The organism is Bacillus sp. B19-2 (assembly GCF_022832475.1).
GTDB classification, from domain to species: Bacteria; Bacillota; Bacilli; order Bacillales; family Bacillaceae; genus Bacillus; species Bacillus paralicheniformis.
In genome coordinates this window covers 754,360-770,610 of record NZ_JALHKQ010000003.1, presented here as the reverse complement: position 1 = coordinate 770,610, position 16,251 = coordinate 754,360, and the positions used below count along the sequence as shown (strand labels likewise).

General features: G+C 44.1%; 15 protein-coding genes, 1 pseudogene and 1 riboswitch. Of the genes and pseudogenes, 2 read left to right on the top strand and 14 right to left on the bottom strand.

Annotation, left to right across the window (positions count from 1 at the left end):
• Window positions 1-152: 152 nt before the first annotated feature.
• The 5 genes from MST20_RS16115 to MST20_RS16095 all read right to left on the bottom strand — a co-directional run bounded on the left by MST20_RS16115 (window position 153) and on the right by MST20_RS16095 (window position 4,567).
• Window positions 153-542 carry a YpbF family protein gene (locus tag MST20_RS16115; protein ID WP_229029999.1) on the bottom strand — a complete coding sequence of 130 codons (390 nt, stop codon included), beginning with the start codon at window positions 540-542 and terminating at the stop codon, window positions 153-155.
• A gap of 121 nt (window positions 543-663) precedes the next feature.
• Window positions 664-1,380, bottom strand: coding sequence for a LysM peptidoglycan-binding domain-containing protein (locus MST20_RS16110; protein ID WP_481747918.1), 717 nt, complete (start codon window positions 1,378-1,380; stop codon window positions 664-666).
• A 1-nt stretch (window position 1,381) separates the two neighbouring features.
• Window positions 1,382-2,026, bottom strand: coding sequence for a CPBP family intramembrane glutamic endopeptidase (locus MST20_RS16105; protein ID WP_243943403.1), 645 nt, complete (start codon window positions 2,024-2,026; stop codon window positions 1,382-1,384).
• Window positions 2,020-3,516, bottom strand: coding sequence for a RecQ family ATP-dependent DNA helicase (locus tag MST20_RS16100; RefSeq protein WP_243943402.1), 1,497 nt, complete (start codon window positions 3,514-3,516; stop codon window positions 2,020-2,022). Before MST20_RS16100 ends, MST20_RS16105 begins: the two co-directional genes overlap by 7 nt.
• Window positions 3,509-4,567, bottom strand: a complete 1,059-nt coding sequence (locus tag MST20_RS16095; protein WP_243943400.1) for a YpbB family protein — start codon at window positions 4,565-4,567, stop codon at window positions 3,509-3,511. Before MST20_RS16095 ends, MST20_RS16100 begins: the two co-directional genes overlap by 8 nt.
• A 263-nt stretch (window positions 4,568-4,830) precedes the next feature.
• Here MST20_RS16095 and MST20_RS16090 point away from each other — a divergent pair, with 263 nt between their 5' ends.
• Window positions 4,831-5,079, top strand: coding sequence for a ferredoxin (locus tag MST20_RS16090; protein ID WP_003183064.1), 249 nt, complete (start codon window positions 4,831-4,833; stop codon window positions 5,077-5,079).
• Between the two features lie 125 nt (window positions 5,080-5,204).
• Here MST20_RS16090 and MST20_RS16085 read toward each other — a convergent pair whose 3' ends face one another.
• Window positions 5,205-5,786 carry an ECF transporter S component gene (locus tag MST20_RS16085; RefSeq protein ID WP_243943398.1) on the bottom strand — a complete coding sequence of 194 codons (582 nt, stop codon included), beginning with the start codon at window positions 5,784-5,786 and terminating at the stop codon, window positions 5,205-5,207.
• A 154-nt stretch (window positions 5,787-5,940) separates the two neighbouring features.
• Window positions 5,941-6,074, bottom strand: a riboswitch (FMN riboswitch).
• A 253-nt stretch (window positions 6,075-6,327) separates the two neighbouring features.
• Between MST20_RS16085 and serA the strand changes: the two genes are divergently transcribed.
• Window positions 6,328-7,905, top strand: a complete 1,578-nt coding sequence (gene serA / locus MST20_RS16080; protein ID WP_243943397.1) for a phosphoglycerate dehydrogenase — start codon at window positions 6,328-6,330, stop codon at window positions 7,903-7,905.
• Between the two features lie 251 nt (window positions 7,906-8,156).
• On the opposite strand, the pseudogene MST20_RS16075 reads toward serA, so the two are convergent.
• From MST20_RS16075 to MST20_RS16040, 8 genes and pseudogenes are all read right to left on the bottom strand, one after another.
• Window positions 8,157-8,777 (bottom strand): annotated as a pseudogene (locus tag MST20_RS16075) (peptidoglycan DD-metalloendopeptidase family protein); the annotation flags it as partial.
• Between the two features lie 123 nt (window positions 8,778-8,900).
• Window positions 8,901-10,007 carry an RsiX protein gene (locus MST20_RS16070; RefSeq protein ID WP_243943393.1) on the bottom strand — a complete coding sequence of 369 codons (1,107 nt, stop codon included), beginning with the start codon at window positions 10,005-10,007 and terminating at the stop codon, window positions 8,901-8,903.
• Window positions 9,943-10,527, bottom strand: coding sequence for an RNA polymerase sigma factor SigX (sigX, locus tag MST20_RS16065; RefSeq protein ID WP_003183073.1), 585 nt, complete (start codon window positions 10,525-10,527; stop codon window positions 9,943-9,945). The genes MST20_RS16070 and sigX overlap by 65 nt, the downstream gene beginning before the upstream one ends.
• 255 nt (window positions 10,528-10,782) lie before the next feature.
• Entirely contained in the window at window positions 10,783-11,697 is a 915-nt protein-coding gene (locus MST20_RS16060; protein ID WP_243943391.1) for an LCP family glycopolymer transferase, read from the bottom strand.
• 34 nt (window positions 11,698-11,731) lie between these two features.
• The gene (locus MST20_RS16055; RefSeq protein WP_243943388.1) at window positions 11,732-12,562 is read right to left on the bottom strand and encodes a polysaccharide deacetylase family protein; all 831 of its coding nucleotides are present in this window, start codon (window positions 12,560-12,562) and stop codon (window positions 11,732-11,734) included.
• 327 nt (window positions 12,563-12,889) lie between these two features.
• Window positions 12,890-14,023 (bottom strand): WD40 repeat domain-containing protein, encoded by a 1,134-nt coding sequence (locus MST20_RS16050; protein ID WP_243943386.1) that lies wholly within the window; start codon window positions 14,021-14,023, stop codon window positions 12,890-12,892.
• Entirely contained in the window at window positions 14,020-15,471 is a 1,452-nt protein-coding gene (locus MST20_RS16045) for a HAMP domain-containing sensor histidine kinase (protein WP_243943384.1), read from the bottom strand. The genes MST20_RS16050 and MST20_RS16045 overlap by 4 nt, the downstream gene beginning before the upstream one ends.
• A gap of 3 nt (window positions 15,472-15,474) precedes the next feature.
• Entirely contained in the window at window positions 15,475-16,176 is a 702-nt protein-coding gene (locus MST20_RS16040) for a response regulator transcription factor (protein ID WP_243943382.1), read from the bottom strand.
• Window positions 16,177-16,251 lie beyond the last annotated feature (75 nt).

The window sequence follows — 16,251 nt, the reverse complement described above, 5'->3', positions numbered from 1 at the left end:
AAAAGCTGGCGAATTGGACCTGGAAAGGTCCTCATCGCCAGCTTTTTCGTCGAAAAAATAGAACAAAATGGACAAAAATAGGTCGGATCATAGAAATCCGACCTATTTTGTCAACGGTCTGAGACGTTTCTTTTAATAAGAAAACGTCTTTTTTATTTGCTTTCGAAATAAAGGTTAATGTCATACTGCTGTTTCATGATCTTAAAAACCGTTTCCCTTGATTTCCACTCTTCAGGCTGGGGCCATAAATCCGTGCTTTTCTGAATAATCTCGCATCTCAGCTTATGAAATTCCCCTTCTGCTTTTTCTTCCTTCTTTTTAAAATAGTAAGCGGTGCTGTATGCAAAAGCGGCCGACAAAATCCACAGCAGATAGACGGAGTCATTCAGCAAGCCGGAAAGGAAGCCGTTTTGCCCGAGCCCTTTTGACGCTGCAAACAAACAAAACGAAACCGCGCATATCGCCGCCAGCGCCTGCCACCTGAATGTCTGTCTGGCATAGTTTTCGTACTTTTTCTTCCTTTTAATTAAGGCGCGGAGCATTTGTTTCGTCGGTTCGTCCGTAAAACGGTTCAGCTCTTCAAGCTCGCTTCCCACATTCCTCACACCTTGTCCTATTTGATAGTACAATGTATATGTATTCGCGGGCAAAATCATGCCATTGTTAATAAATCGGGATATTCAGAACCTGGCCGGCGTAGACATTGTTGCCTGATAATTGATTATAATTGCGGATTTTTTCCTCTCCTGACCGGTTCTTATAATATTTCATCGAAATCCGATAAAGCGTCTCTTTTTCGCCAACCGTGTGCTTCAGCACCTTTTTGGGCTGCGGCGCTTGCTGAACGGGCGGCTTTTGAGCTGTGCTTGCCGTTTTCTTCTCTTGTTCCGCAGGCTGCTTTGGTGCGGCAGGCTTCTCCTCAGCTTTTTTTGCCTCTTTAGGCTGCTCTTTTTCCTTTTGCTTTTGCTCGTCTTTTTTTGACGGTTCATCCTCTTTATGTTCCGATTGTTTGCTTTCTTTCAGCTTTTCTTCTTGAAGGGCGGCGGCTGTATGCTGCGAAGCCGCCTTTTGATCCGCTTCTTGTTCACCGTTTTGATTTTCATTCGTCATACCCGTCTCACCGGATTTGTTTTCATAAAACACATTATCATACTGATCAGAGTTGGAATCGCCGCCTTCGCCTTGGTTCAGCATGTACATAAACACCACGAAGACGATGATCGGAATGAAAACAAACATGACTGCAAGTGCCGTGAATAGCGGATTTCTTTCTTTATTCTTTTTTTTGCTGTGCTTCTTTTTTTTATGATATGTCTGCCTGGAAGGAATGTCATCATCAGGTATCTTCAGTTCAACAGCCGCGGCCGCCTCCCGGCTCATTTCAGCACGGGCCTTTTCCTGCTCCTTCTTCTTCCTCTCTATCCTTGACATCTCCGTCATGCGAACTCCTCCTTACGTGTTGAAAACGAATCTGGCACGCAAACACAACATCGATCAAAAAGTGTGCCGTGACAGGAACGAATAAATTCCCTGTCCATTCAAAGCTCAATCCGAGCAAAAAGCTGATGGACACAACCATTACAAACAGCAGCCATTTTTTCAAATAACGAAAATGCAAAATCGCGAAAATAATGCTCGCTGCCCAGAGACCGAAATGCGTCTGGATAACGCCTCTGAACAATATTTCCTCTGCAAATGCAATGAAAAGGGTAAGAATCACGATATGCGGGTACGAGCGTTCACGAAAAAGCTTTTCATTTATCCCTTCATCGTCATACATATGCTTCGGAGCCCATTTCATCACCATCAGATCGGCGATAATCACGAGAGCCGCGAGCGGCGCCCCGTACTTCAAGATGCTCAAGTCCGATGGTTTCCAAAGCGACAAAAAAGCGTCTGCATCATCAAATAAAAAGATGCCCATCAATAATGCGGTAAAAAGCATTAGCATCTGGGAAAAATAGAGCTGTTTCAGCATTTCACTGTCTGACAGGCGACGTATGATTTCCGATTGTTTTTTCAGCATACACGATCACAGCTGGCGGCAAATATGGCATCTAATTCTTCTTCCCACGCTGTCAACTTGTTCATAGACGGACGGTCTCCTTTGACTTCGTATGCTTCAAGACTTAAACCGCAGGATGTACAGCACGCTGTGTCATCCGTTTCCAGCGGTTCTTTTTGTTCATTAAAATAAGCGAGCAGGCTTTCCCTGAAGCACCCTTCGCTTTCGGTGACGGCAGCGAACCCAGCCGCTTTTTTCAACTTGAGCTCCCTGCGACTGTCCATCTCCCTCTGAATGACCGCCCGGCCGTCGCCGCCCAGATGATGCACCTTCTGATAAAGATGTAGAAAATGGCGGGCTTGCGTTTCCGATAAACCGGCTTGCTGCAGAACTTCCCGCCGGCTTCGCTCATCTTTCACTCCGGCAAGCTTTTCGTATAAAAAGCCGATATCACTTTGAGAGAGAGCTTCCATTTGAATGAGCTGCTCCTGGATTTCCTCGTCTCCCGGAGCTTTCAGCAAAATGCTGACACTCTGCTTTCCATCCCTGCCCGCACGTCCGATTTCCTGCAGATACGCCTCTGTCGTCTGCGGGAGGCTGAAATGGACCACATATCTGACATCAGGCTTGTCAACTCCCATACCGAAGGCGTTTGTACAGCAGACCACATCAAGCTGGTTGCGGATGAACTGCTGCTGGATCAGCATCCTGTCGCCTGCCTCCATCCCGCCATGATAAAATCCCGTTCGCAATTTAGTCTCATCACGGAGCTTGTCAGCCAATTCTTCAGCCCATTTTCTCGTCGGGCAATAAACAAGACCGGGACCTTGCAGCTTTTGAACCAGCTCTGTCAGCCGCTCCGTCTTCTCAGCGGTATCCCGCAGCTTTTCAATATGAAGCGCAATGTTCGGGCGATCAACGGAATGGATCAAATAATTGGCGCCTTTAAGCCCCAGCATATTGGAAATGTCCTTCAATGTCGCTTCCGTTGCCGTCGCTGTAAGTGCCAGAGTGACGGGATGACCGAGGAGCGCCTTGATGTCTCCAAGCTTCGAATAATCAGGCCTGAAATCATGCCCCCATTGTGAAATGCAGTGAGCTTCATCAACGACAAAAAGGCTGACATTGAGCAATTGAAGCTTATTCAGCATTTGGCCGGACTGGAGCGCTTCTGGTGAAATATACAGATATTTGAGGCTGTGAAGCCGACTTAATACGTCATTTTTTTCTTGGTGTGTCAAAGCGCTGTTCAAGGCCGCAGCCCGCTTCTCTCCGCGCATCTTTAATTGCTGCACCTGGTCTTCCATTAAAGACAAAAGCGGTGAGACGATCAGGACGGTTCCGTCTTTCAACAGCCCTGGAAGCTGATAGCACAGCGATTTCCCGCCTCCTGTCGGAAGCATCGCCACCGTGTCCCGCCCCTCCAGTACGCTTTTGATGATCGTTTCCTGGCCTTTTTTAAACGTATGATAACCAAAATACCGGCGAAGCGCCTGGTGAAGTTTATCCATTCCTGATCACCGTTTTCGACAGAGCGAGGCGGATTTTAAAATAGCTGTAGCGGCCGCCGAGCCCCTCTTTAATTTGTCTGATTTTATTGGTTTGGTTCGCTTTCGCATAATCGGCAATGATTTTCTGCTCCTCTTTTGACACGTACTGATCGATGGAAAAAGACGGATCATGAATGGCAATTTCCACAATGTGATCCTCGATCGTCGCCGATTTCAGCTTTCGAATGTCTGCAATCCGGTCTATTGTATGCCCTTCTTTTATAAGAAAAAGCGTTTTTCTCGTCGATTGTGTGAGACCATCCTTTAAAGGAATGTCCTGAATGAGCGTTTGAAAAAGCGGACTTTCACCATTTTGGGCGGATTGAATAAAATGATGCAGAACATCCCAAAACAGGGCATATATGTACCACTCATCAAGGTTCATTTTTTCGGAAAGCTGTCTAAATGTATAGCCCGCTTTTGCCCCGGAAGTCAGGGAGTGAACAAAAATAGCGGCCTGTTCATCATCGTTCAAAACAGACAGCTTCTCTTTCAGCTCATGGTGAAACTGGGCAGCTGTTTCAGCGGCATTCCGGTTTCTTAAATATTGTTTAACCCAGTTCTGAATCTGATAATCTTTTATGATCGGCAAATACACGCGTTCGCGGTAAAGCTTGTTGGAGAGCACTTGAATCAAAAGCGACATCCTTGCCCACATGATTTTGGCTGCCGCCTGATAATAGCCGCCGTGAAAATGGCGGGGCCACGGGTAAAGGGCAAAAAAGCCGGCAAGTTCCGCTTCTCCTTTTTCGGTGACGGTGTAAGCGCCGCTTTCCGCTTTTTCTCTGACCAAAGACTCCTGTTTCAATTGCTGAACGCTGACTGTCACCTGCTCTCTCGATAGAGCCGAACAAAAGCCGAAGTATTTTGAAACGGCAAATAAACCGGCGTCCTGTATCGTCTGTGACGACCTTTTTCCTTTTAATAAATGATAGACCGCGCTTGCAGAACGCTCACCCTTCATGGATGACAGAATGTCAAGCACAATGGCGTCAAAAAAATGAACCGGCATATCATCACCTACAATCTTCCGGCAACATTCGATCTTTTCTTCTTTTTATTTTAACAGATTTTGCGGAGAAATCGACGTTTAAACTCATATAAAAGGGGTATGTTAGCAGTAGAACCCTTGTGTGATAAGCATTCTCAATATTTTTGAGTTGAAATGTAAGATTAACACCATTACAATAAGGAATGGGAATAGGTTTCATATCGGATAGATAGAGGGTTAAACCATTTGTTCCAACGAAGAACAATCTGGGAGGTTTTTTATTCATGCCAAAATATACAATTGTAGACAAAGATACGTGCATCGCATGCGGAGCTTGTGGTGCTGCGGCTCCTGATATTTATGATTACGACGATGAGGGAATCGCGTTTGTCACCCTTGACGACAATCAGGGTGTCGTCGAAGTCCCTGACGTCTTGGAAGAAGACATGATGGACGCGTTTGAAGGCTGTCCTACAGATTCGATCAAAGTTGCGGATGAGCCGTTCGAAGGCGACCCGCTTAAACACGAATAAAGCAAAAAAACATCCGGTGCACAAAGTGCCGGATGTTTTTTTATCTTCGCCAACAAGCAAAAAGAAGCCGGCTCCTTCTGCAACTGAAAAAACCCGGCACAGAGCCGGGTTTTTTTCATGTCTATTTATTTAGCGGCCATGCGGACGTTTTCCTTCAGCCGCGGTTTCAACGAAAGGAAAATCGGCGTGGAGACGAGAGCCACAGCGATGCCTTTGATGAAATTAAAAGGCAGAATTCCGGCCAGAACTGTGGTTTTGAGCGCTTCTCCCGATAACGCTGGAGCATTTAAAAACCAAGTGTAGGCAGGCAGAAACAATAGATAATTTAAAATGCTCATCGAAACGGCCATCACAAGCGTCCCGGCGAAAAGAGCTGTAACAAACCCTTTGGCAGAACTTGATTTTTTAAGCAGCACAGCCGCCGGCAGGATAAACAATGTTCCGGCAATGAAGTTAGCCGCCTGATCAATCGGAACGCCTGAGGCGCTTCCAACAATAAAGTAATTCAGCACATTTTTGATCGCTTCAACGGCAATTCCGGCTCCCGGACCATACAAAATCACAGCGAGCAGTGCCGGGATATCACTGAAATCGATTTTTAAATACGGGAATGCCCCCAAAATCGGAAAGCTCAGCATCATTAAAATAAATGCGATGCTGCTCAGCATGCTGATTGAGACGAGACGTCTCACTTTGTTGTGTTTCATTTTGTCACTCTCTCCTTTTCGATCACATCTCACGAAAAGAGGAATGGTTCTTTCCCCTGCCCTAAACAAAAAACCCGCTTTATTGAAAAAGCGGGGCTGTTTTACAGACAGGTCAAATAAACGTTTGAAAATATCATTTCAAAACGCACGGAACCTCCATCTTCTCCCATCCAGACTATACTGTCGGCTTCGGAATCGCACCGAATCCTGCCCCTAAAGAGGCTCGCGGGCTTAGAGCGCTTGCTCATCACCGCCGGTAGGGAATTTCACCCTGCCCCGAAGATTGATCTTATTTATTTTTGATACTGATATTATTATAAATGAATTGTGAAAAAATGTACAGATTCAAAGCTTATGGCGCTGTTTTGGGACGTCCTTCAGAATATTTCGGCAAACTCACTTTTTCCATACGCTAAAAACCGCACATTCACAGTTATTTCATTTTTAATTTTCGTCTTTCCGCGCGAAACTCATTGACACCCTTTATGGAATATGGTAAATTATCAGATATTTATGACGCTTATTTAGGAGGAAATCTTACATGTTTCGAGTATTGGTCTCAGATAAAATGTCCAGCGACGGCCTCAAACCATTAATGGAAGCAGATTTTATTGAAATTGTAGAAAAGAATGTTGCGGAAGCGGAAGACGAGCTTCATACGTTTGACGCTCTCTTGGTGCGGAGCGCCACGAAGGTGACCGAAGAATTGTTTAAAAAGATGACTTCGCTAAAAATCGTTGCCAGAGCAGGTGTCGGCGTCGACAATATCGATATTGACGAGGCGACAAAGCACGGTGTCATCGTCGTAAACGCGCCAAACGGAAATACAATTTCAACTGCTGAACATACTTTTGCAATGTTTTCAGCGTTAATGAGACATATTCCGCAGGCAAACATCTCCGTTAAATCAAGGGAGTGGAACCGTTCGGCTTACGTCGGTTCGGAGCTTTACGGAAAAACACTCGGCATCATCGGAATGGGCCGCATTGGAAGCGAAATCGCGAGCCGCGCAAAAGCGTTCGGCATGACCGTTCATGTATTTGACCCGTTCCTGACTCAAGAAAGGGCAAGCAAGCTCGGCGTTAATGCGAACAGCTTTGAAGAAGTTCTGGCATGCGCCGACATCATTACGGTTCATACCCCGCTCACAAAAGAAACGAAGGGACTTTTGAACAAAGAAACCATCGCAAAGACGAAAAAAGGCGTTCGTCTCGTGAACTGTGCAAGAGGCGGCATCATCGATGAAGCGGCGCTTTTGGAAGCTTTGGAAAGCGGACATGTCGCAGGCGCTGCCCTCGACGTGTTTGAAGTCGAGCCTCCGGTCGATTCAAAACTGATCGATCATCCGCTTGTGGTCGCGACTCCTCACTTGGGCGCTTCAACGAAAGAAGCCCAGCTGAATGTCGCTGCACAAGTTTCCGAAGAAGTCCTTCAGTATGCGCAAGGAAATCCTGTGATGTCCGCGATCAACCTTCCGGCCATGACAAAGGATTCATTCGAAAAAATCCAGCCTTATCATCAGTTTGCCAATACGATCGGAAACCTTGTGTCCCAGTGCATGAATGAGCCTGTTCAAGATGTAGCCATCCAATATGAAGGCTCTATCGCCAAACTTGAAACGTCATTTATTACGAAAAGCCTTTTGGCCGGATTCCTGAAGCCGAGGGTCGCGGCTACCGTCAACGAAGTGAATGCCGGCACTGTCGCGAAAGAGCGCGGCATCAGCTTCAGCGAAAAAATTTCTTCCAATGAGTCAGGCTATGAAAACTGCATTTCTGTGACTGTCACCGGAGATGTGACGACATTCTCTTTAAGAGCGACGTACATTCCGCACTTCGGCGGTCGCATCGTTGCCTTAAACGGCTTTGATATCGATTTTTATCCGGCAGGACACCTTGTGTATATTCACCACCAGGATAAACCGGGGGCTATCGGCCATGTCGGACGAATTTTAGGAGACCATGACATCAACATCGCCACTATGCAAGTGGGTCGAAAAGAAAAAGGCGGAGAAGCGATCATGATGCTTTCATTTGACCGCCACCTTGAGGACAACATTTTAAATGAGCTGAAAAACATTCCGGATATCGTGTCTGTTAAAGTCATCGATCTTCCTTAATAAAAAGCCCCGGAACCTGAAAGAAATTCCTTTCGGGTTCCGTTTTTTTAGGAACTCTCCTTGATCTCAAGCAGCTGGCGGGGATAAATCTGCTCTCCTTTCAAATCGTTCCATTCTTTGAGGTGCCGGACAGTAACGCCCATTTTTTCAGCGATATGATGGAGCGTATCCCCTTTCTGCACCACATATGTGCCGGTCTTCGGCTCATCGTCATGAAGGAGGAGTGTTTGGCCAGCCTTAAGCTTCGAATGTTTCAACCCGTTTATTCTCATGATCTCCTCGATTGATATACCGCTATCCTTGCTGATTTTCCAGAGCGTGTCCCCTTTTTGAACAGTTACCGCACCGCTCATTGTCCCGGTGTTTTGATGAACGTGGACAGCATTTTGCCGGAGCGCTTCTTCACGAAGCACTGTCAGCGGATTGATTGCATATCTTTTATCTTCAGTCCATGAACCGTGATGCATTTCAAAATGCAGGTGGGTTCCGGTCGATATTCCCGTATTGCCGATGATTCCGATTTGCTCGCCTTTTTTCACCCGTTCTTTTTCCTTTTTCAGGCGTTTGCTTAAGTGGGCATAAACGGTTTCATATCCGTTGTCATGTTTGATAAATATCACGTGGCCGTAGGAGTCCGATTGATACGATTTGCTTACCGTTCCGTCTGCGGCAGCCGCTACAGCCTCCCCTTCGGGAGCAGCGATGTCAATCCCCTTATGCTTTCCGTCTCTCGTCCCGAATTGATCTGTGATCTCCCCTTTAATCGGTTCAATCCACTCTGAAGCTGCCGCCCCCGGCGCGGTGACGAGAAATGCAAGCCCCGAAAGCCATGCGATCGCGAACAGGAAGTTTTGATGTCTGAGTATCTTCAAGGTTTTCCATATCCTCCTATTACAAGCATCTGCGGTAAAATTCCCCCTATTCGGAGACAGCTTAGTATACTTCCAAATCAATACATTTTATACATCAAAAAAAGACTCCGCTCAGGGAGTCTTTTAGCTTTCTATCGTTATCGGATTCGGTGCGTACGGAACCTGTACAGATTTCGACAAGTCATAGGCGCCGACCTTGGTTGTGGATGCATTTTTAAATTTCACTTTTGTGAACCCGAAATCTTTGGCGGTCAATAGAAGGCCTTCCACCATCAAGACGTCTTCAGGTTTATTTTCAATATTCGCGGAGGAAGAAAATTGAATGATCAGTTCTTTTCCATTCTTTTGGATATCTTCAATCTGCGTATCATCGGATAGGATGGGTTGTAAATGAGTGCTGCTTTCTTTATTTTTCATCATCTTTATCGCTTCCTGCACCGTTTCGTAAGATTCGCTTGAAGGTGCAAGGAACCGGCGTCCGTCAGAGCTTTCATATAAATAGTAGCCTTTTTGCGTCTGATGCATAATCGCCATATCGGCGAGCATTCCAAATGATTCAAATTCAACGCCGGATTTATCATCGGAAATAAACAAAACAGAATCATACGAACCCCATTTAAAGGTTTCATTGATCACATTTTTCAGCCGTTCGAAATCTTCCACTGAAAGCTCCGGTATTTTTTCATTTACTTGAATCGTCAGTTTTTTACCGTTTTTCTGTTCTTTGAACTTCACCTGATCAAGATAAGCTGTATCAAATGATGTAAATTGGTCCACTTTAAGGCGGCTGTAGGCGTGAAGCGCATCTTCAAGATTCGTCATGCTTATGCTTTTCTCAAGACTTATCGGGACAACGACAGACTTGGACTCATCAAGGAAAGCGAAGGTGATATAGTCGTCTTTTTGACTCTGGGAGACGACAAACGTATTTGCAGGTTCAGACTGGGCAGCATCAGCCTCCGTCTGCACCAATTTTCCGTCAGATGAAATGTTTGCGTCGGCGCTGTTTTGAGATCTGATCTGTTCGATTAATTGAGGAGTGATCAGCATCAGAAGAAAGAGAACCAAAACTGTAGCAGCAAATGCGCCGACCCGTTTTTTCGGTGATTTACGCTTAGGTGCGAGAATCAGCTTTTGATAGATCTGATTTGCCGAACGATTATCCTTAACCGTTGGAAGTTGGCTTAGTAACGCCTTCAGCCGTTCTTCGTTCCATTCTGACTTCTTCATTCTTTGGATCCTCCTTCAAAAGCTCCATCTGTTTACGAAGCACTTTCAGACCGCGATGCTGAGTGGTTTTTACCTTGCTTTCGGAAAAATTTAAGGCTTTTGCCGTTTCACTGATCGAATACCCTTGGATAAACCGCAATACGATAACCGATCTTTGATCAAGCGTACACTTGTCAAGGGCCTCGAAAATTTCCTTCAGGTTTTCATTCTGCATTACGATGTCCTCAGGCAGAGGCTTGCGGTCTTTTACATCTTGTTTCTCCCAGTCAAACGTCCCCAAAATCCGCTGGCGGATCGTCTGCTGCTTTCTGAACCAGTCGATCGCAACGTGCCGCGCAATCGAAAGAAGCCAGGTTTTTTCACTGCTTCTGCCTTCAAATGTTTCATAAGAATGCAGGACGCGGATGTATACTTCCTGAACTAAGTCTTCTGCCTGGTTTTTGTCTTTTACCATATAAAATAAAAACTGAAATAAATCCTGATGATACTGATCATATATTTTCTGAAAGGTTTCTTCCACCTGAAACCCCTCCGTTCAATTTATTGTCGTTTGTCAATCTTAAAAGGTTACATTACAACTATTACAACTATATTACGAACATATGAAAATGGAAAGAGGGTTTTACTAAAGTTAAGGTTAATTTTAACTTAACAAGCATAAAAGCACCTGTTCTAAATGAACAGGTGCCAAGCTTCTCACTGAGCTGTGTCCGAATACTCATAATCGGAACGTTCCTTGAGGCGGATCCTTTGAAATGGCCTGATTTTCATCCGTTTATGACTTTAAGTCCAATTGTTGGCGAAGTTTTTTGGAAATCGCCTTTCTCTTTTCGTCAGTCACCAGGTGATACCATAAGCCGTCAACTTTTTTATCTTCACCCTCAATTTCTATCTGTTTAATATCCTTGGCAGCTTCTTTATAAGAATGTTGAATATCGATCATCTTGTCCAGTGTTAAGTTTGTTTTGATGTTTTTTTCTAATGCTGTCAAAATCTCTTGATAGTTTGTTAATGATTTTAATTGGGCACCTTCATGAATAATTTCATTGATGATCTCACGCTGCCGCTCTTGACGTCCAAAATCACCGCGGGGATCGTCTTTTCTCATCCTAGCATATGTCAAAGCAGTTTTGCCGTCAAGATGCTGCTTCCCTTTTGACAGATGCACGCCTTCAAGGGTGAAATCAATCTGATTATCCACCGTAACGCCGCCAATTGCATCCACAATATCTTTAAATCCATCCATATTGATTTTAATATAATAATTGATTGGAATGTTCAAAAATTGTTCTACAGTTTCAACGGTCCCTTCAATTCCGCCATAGGTGTAGGCCGAATTCATTTTCGAAAATTTATTCTTCGATTTGATAAACACCCTTGTATCACGCGGAATACTTGTCATTGTCGTTTTCTTTGTCTCCGGGTTAATCGTCATCACAATCATAGAATCCGGGCGTCCTTTATCACCGGGGCGCTCATCTATCCCTAATAAGAGAATGGATATAGGATCGTGTGGAGCATTATCCTTCTGCTCGGCATCCCGGTGAAGAGGCTCGTACATTCCATTGATTGATTTTGCGACGGTACGGTAAATCCCGTATGACACCACACTGCCAATCGTGATCACTAGCGCGAGGGCGAACAATATCACATTTTTCATCTTTAGTTTTCTTTTTCTCATTTTCACCATAGTATCCCTTCCTTGTTTATGCATCTCATATTTTTTAATTCCATCTGAAATGAACCGGTTTGATCGAATCATGCATTGGTTTCATTTCATATCCGTTTTCTTGGAAGTATTTCAATAGTTTCTCCAAATGGGCGGCGGTCGTCGGTTTTTCATGCATTAATACGACAAGCGGCTCAACACCGGAAAGGTTATTGACTTGCTGAATCACATTATTCACAAATTGACCGTTCGTATTTGCAGATTTCCAGTCCTCTGAATCAACAGTCCAATCCCAAAGATTAAAGTGGTCGCGCTTAATGACTTCTTGAAATGGACCGGTAATATAAGGCTTTGATCCGTAAGGCGATCTGATCAAATGTGTGTCAACGTTGGTCGTTTCTTTGATCGTTTTCAGCGTATCGTTCATTTCTGCTGCAAAGCTTTCAGGAGATTTATAGATTTTCGATACTTGGTGCGTCACTCCGTGAGAGCCGACAGAATGGCCGTTTTCAACCATTTTCTTCACAATATCGGGATTTTGTTCGATATTCGGTTTTAACATGAAAAAAGTAGCTTTTGCATGATACTTATCGAGCAAACTTAAGATTTTATCTGAAGCCGCAGGATTCGGCCCGTCGTCAAATGACAAATAGACGACCTTTCCGATTTCCGGCGCTGTTTGCTTGTTTTCTTTTTTCTCTGCTTTATGTTTGCCTCCTGTCACCGGTGCTGAAGCGGCGGAATTTTCTTTTAGCGGTTCCTGCTTTGGACCGGCAAGTGCATTCCAAGAAATGCATAACAAAGTCACACCCAGTACAATCAACATACCCAGCACTAATTTTCCTAGTGCGCTCAATTTATGATCCTCTTTTGGTGAATTTGACACTTTTTCCAACTCCTTAAGCTGTAATTATCAATCACTAGGTTTCTTTTAATCTCGTCACATACAAATGACAATTTTTAAGCTGCTTTTTTGAAGACAACGTTCTATAAGAAGGATGCTCTTTAAATATAAGGGGAAGATATCGCAGAAGTTCGACCAACTTGTAAACAAAATGTCACAAAAAGAGGAAAAACATCATTTTTTGAGGAATAGTAATAAGACTTATTACCTTTCAGAAAATAGTAAGAAAGGAATAAACGGGTGAAAAGAAAAACCTTATTTCGGTATTTAACTGAAATAAGGTTTTTTTGCCTGATATTCAAACAGCGGTTATTTAAATGTGATGATATAAGCTTGTTCTTCTAAAAATCGCGCCGATGCACTCTCCATTGAAGGATACTGGTATTGAGCGCTAACGAGCAGGCTGTTGCCGTCCGGACTCCAATATATTTCCGAAGGGATGGTGCCGTGGTATATCGGTTCTTCATAGAGGATATTTTTCCCCTGAAGCTTGCCTGCATAGATATTGTCTTCATCCTTCAAAGAGTAAGCGATTTTCTTTAAGTCGTTTGAGAATTTAAAAACAGTTACTTTTTCGAGTAAAGCAGAAAGCTCGCCGTTTCTGCGATCATATTCGTACAGGGTTTCTCCTGTGTCCAGGAATACAAATTGATCATTGTTTAACCAAACCGGCCCGCCGCGGCTGTCCAGACGCTTGTCCTGGATTTTAATGCGGTTGCCGTCAATCGTTCCCATTCTGATTCCGTACTCGTCGGAACGCTGCAACACGGTAAGCAGAAAATCTCGTCCATTATCAGAGATGTTAACGCCCGTAAGCGAGTTTTTCTCCGCAAAATCATTCAATGTATACGTTTTAAGCGTTCCGGAAGCCGTATCATAAACACGAAGGCTTGTCTGATTCCCCTTTCCGGCATCTAAAACGAGGTAACAAACGTATCTGCTATTATTTGACCATGAAACATCTTGGACATAGACCTCATTGCTGGCGGAGATGCTGGCGATTTCCGTTTTTTTACCGTTCGCCGGCGAAAACAGCTGCATGGATGCCTTACTTAATCCCAAATTGACTCCGGCGATACGCTTTCCGTCTGGAGACATTTTTAGGTTGGACATATTGCTTTCAATGCCTTTTACGATTTCGGCTTTTTCATAGGGGGAGGAAAGACGCTGAAGACTGCGCGCCGTACGTTCAGATGTCCCATCTCCCTTGAAAAAACCGACTACGGAATCCGGTGAAGACCAGCCAAGCAGCTGCCCTGCTTTTGGAAGGCGATAGATCGTATTGACTTGAAAAGGGCGGGTCTTCTGGTCACCGACATGATTGTCTTCTCCGCTTGGGATGATAATCGTTTCAGATCTTTTTCCGACATTATAACTGGAAACGATAATGGCCAGAAACAACAGCACTCCTGCCCAAATGATAAACGGTTTGTTTTTCATCATTTCTCAACCTTTGCGTAAGCTAATTCAACATGAATCACTGTTTGGTTTTCCTTGTAGTACATCTCGATTGTTCCTCCGTGTTCGTCAACAATTGTTTTCACAATGCTTAATCCCAAGCCTACACTTCCCTCTTCCTTAATCTTCTGATTGACTGAATAAAAAGGCTGGAACATTTTGGAGTGTTGGTCATTTTCCAATGGAGCACTTGGATTCTTGAATGTAAAAAGAATGTTTTCTCCAACGATTTCGGCCTTAATGATGATTTCCGAATGAGATAAGCTGTATTTGATGGCGTTGTCCAGCAGATTGATGAAAAGCTGGCGCAGCCTGCTCACATGACTGTGAACGTACAGGCCATCTTCAATGTCACAGGTGATCTTTTTCTTATACCGTTCTGCCCGAAACTTCATCGATTCGCAAACATCTTTTAAAATTTCCCCTGCGTCGACCGTGTCAAATTGAGCGCCTTTGGACGGTTCCCGGGATACTTCAAGAAGCTTGATCACCAAATTGTGCAGGCGTCGGCTTTCTTCAACAATATGGTTCATTCCTTTATCAAAAAAAGCCCGATCCGATTCCCCTTTATTTTTTATGATCTCGGCATATCCTTGGATAGAGGTCAGAGGTGTTTTCAGCTCATGCGTCATATTGTCAAAAAATCGTTTTTCTTGTTCGTTCAGTTCCTTTAAACGGTCACGATCTCTTTCAATGGTTAAAATTTGTTCTCGAATCCTGCTGATCATATCGTTAAAGTTGACGGCAAGCTGGCCGATTTCATCTTTTCTATTAAAGTGGATATCCATATCCAGCTTGCCCTTCTTGACTTGCGAGGTGGCATCTGTCAGCTTGACGAGCGGAATCGTGATATGTCTGGACAGGATATAGGAGAAAAGGAACGCCGCCACAAATATGGCAAGCGCGATGTAAAAAACAATATCCAGAACCTCTCCGCTTTGCTTATACAGCAGGTCGAAATTTTTCGAAAAACGCAATATGCCTACTTTTGTACCTTCAACGACAACCGGATATGAAAAAAACACTTCTGCTTTGTTGCGGTTATAGGTGATATGATAGGCAGTCTTTCCTTTGATTGCCTGTTTAAGATCTTCATCACTCCCTCGGGAAAACACCTTCTGATCAGAAGAAGACAACAATGCGCCATTCACAGTATAAACACCGACATTGCTTCCTGTGGAGTGATTCAAATTATCTACCATTTCATCGGCCATATCACCGAAATAAAGTTCATTGTTTTTATAATGATTGATTAAAAATGCCTGGTTTACATAGACGATACTGTTTTTTTTCAGTTCGACTAAATCAGATGTTACAATTTTTTCATTACTCGACCAAATCACGTTCTTAACCGTGTGATTGAGCACAAGGAAAGAGAGAGAAAAAATCAGAAAAAAGCCAACAATAAACTTGCCCTTGATGGTCCGTAACACTCTCTACTCCTCCTGCTTCTCGAATTTATATCCGATGCCGAACACCGTTTTAATCAAGTCGCTTGCATCAAGCTTTTTGCGGAGTCTTTGAATATGGGTATCAACTGTGCGGGTGTCACCGAAAAAATCGTATCCCCAAACGAATTCCAAAAGCTCTGAACGCGTAAAAACTTTTCCCCGATGGTCAACCAAAGTCATCAGCAGATCATATTCTTTAGGAGTCAATTCGACGGCTGATCCGTCTTTTTTCACCAGTCTTTCACCCGGAACGATCACAATGTTTTTAAACCGGATCTCATCCTCTTTTTCCGTTTCCCGTTCGTTCACATGATAGGCTTGTTCCAGACGCCGAAGGATCGTGCGGATTCTCGCGACAACTTCACGCAGATCAAACGGCTTTGTAATATAGTCGTCGGCCCCGAATTCCAACCCGAGTATTTTATCCGTGATATCTGATTTGGCGGTGATCATGAGGATCGGAATATTATAGCTTTCGGTCACTGTTTTGCAAATATCCAATCCGCTGCAGTCAGGCAGCATCCAATCGAGCAGCAGAAGATCAGGTTTGAACTGATCTAATTCCCTCATGCCTGAAGAGCCGTTATTGACCGTGCACGTTTCAAAACCTTCGGACGTCAGCCCGTATGAAAGCAAATCAGCAATTGCTTCATCATCTTCAATAATCAGTATTTTGGTTTTATCCATAAAGTCATCACTCATTCCCTGTTTCAAGCTTATTTTTCTAAAAATCTCTTTTGTTCCTCGCATCCTTCTATAGAG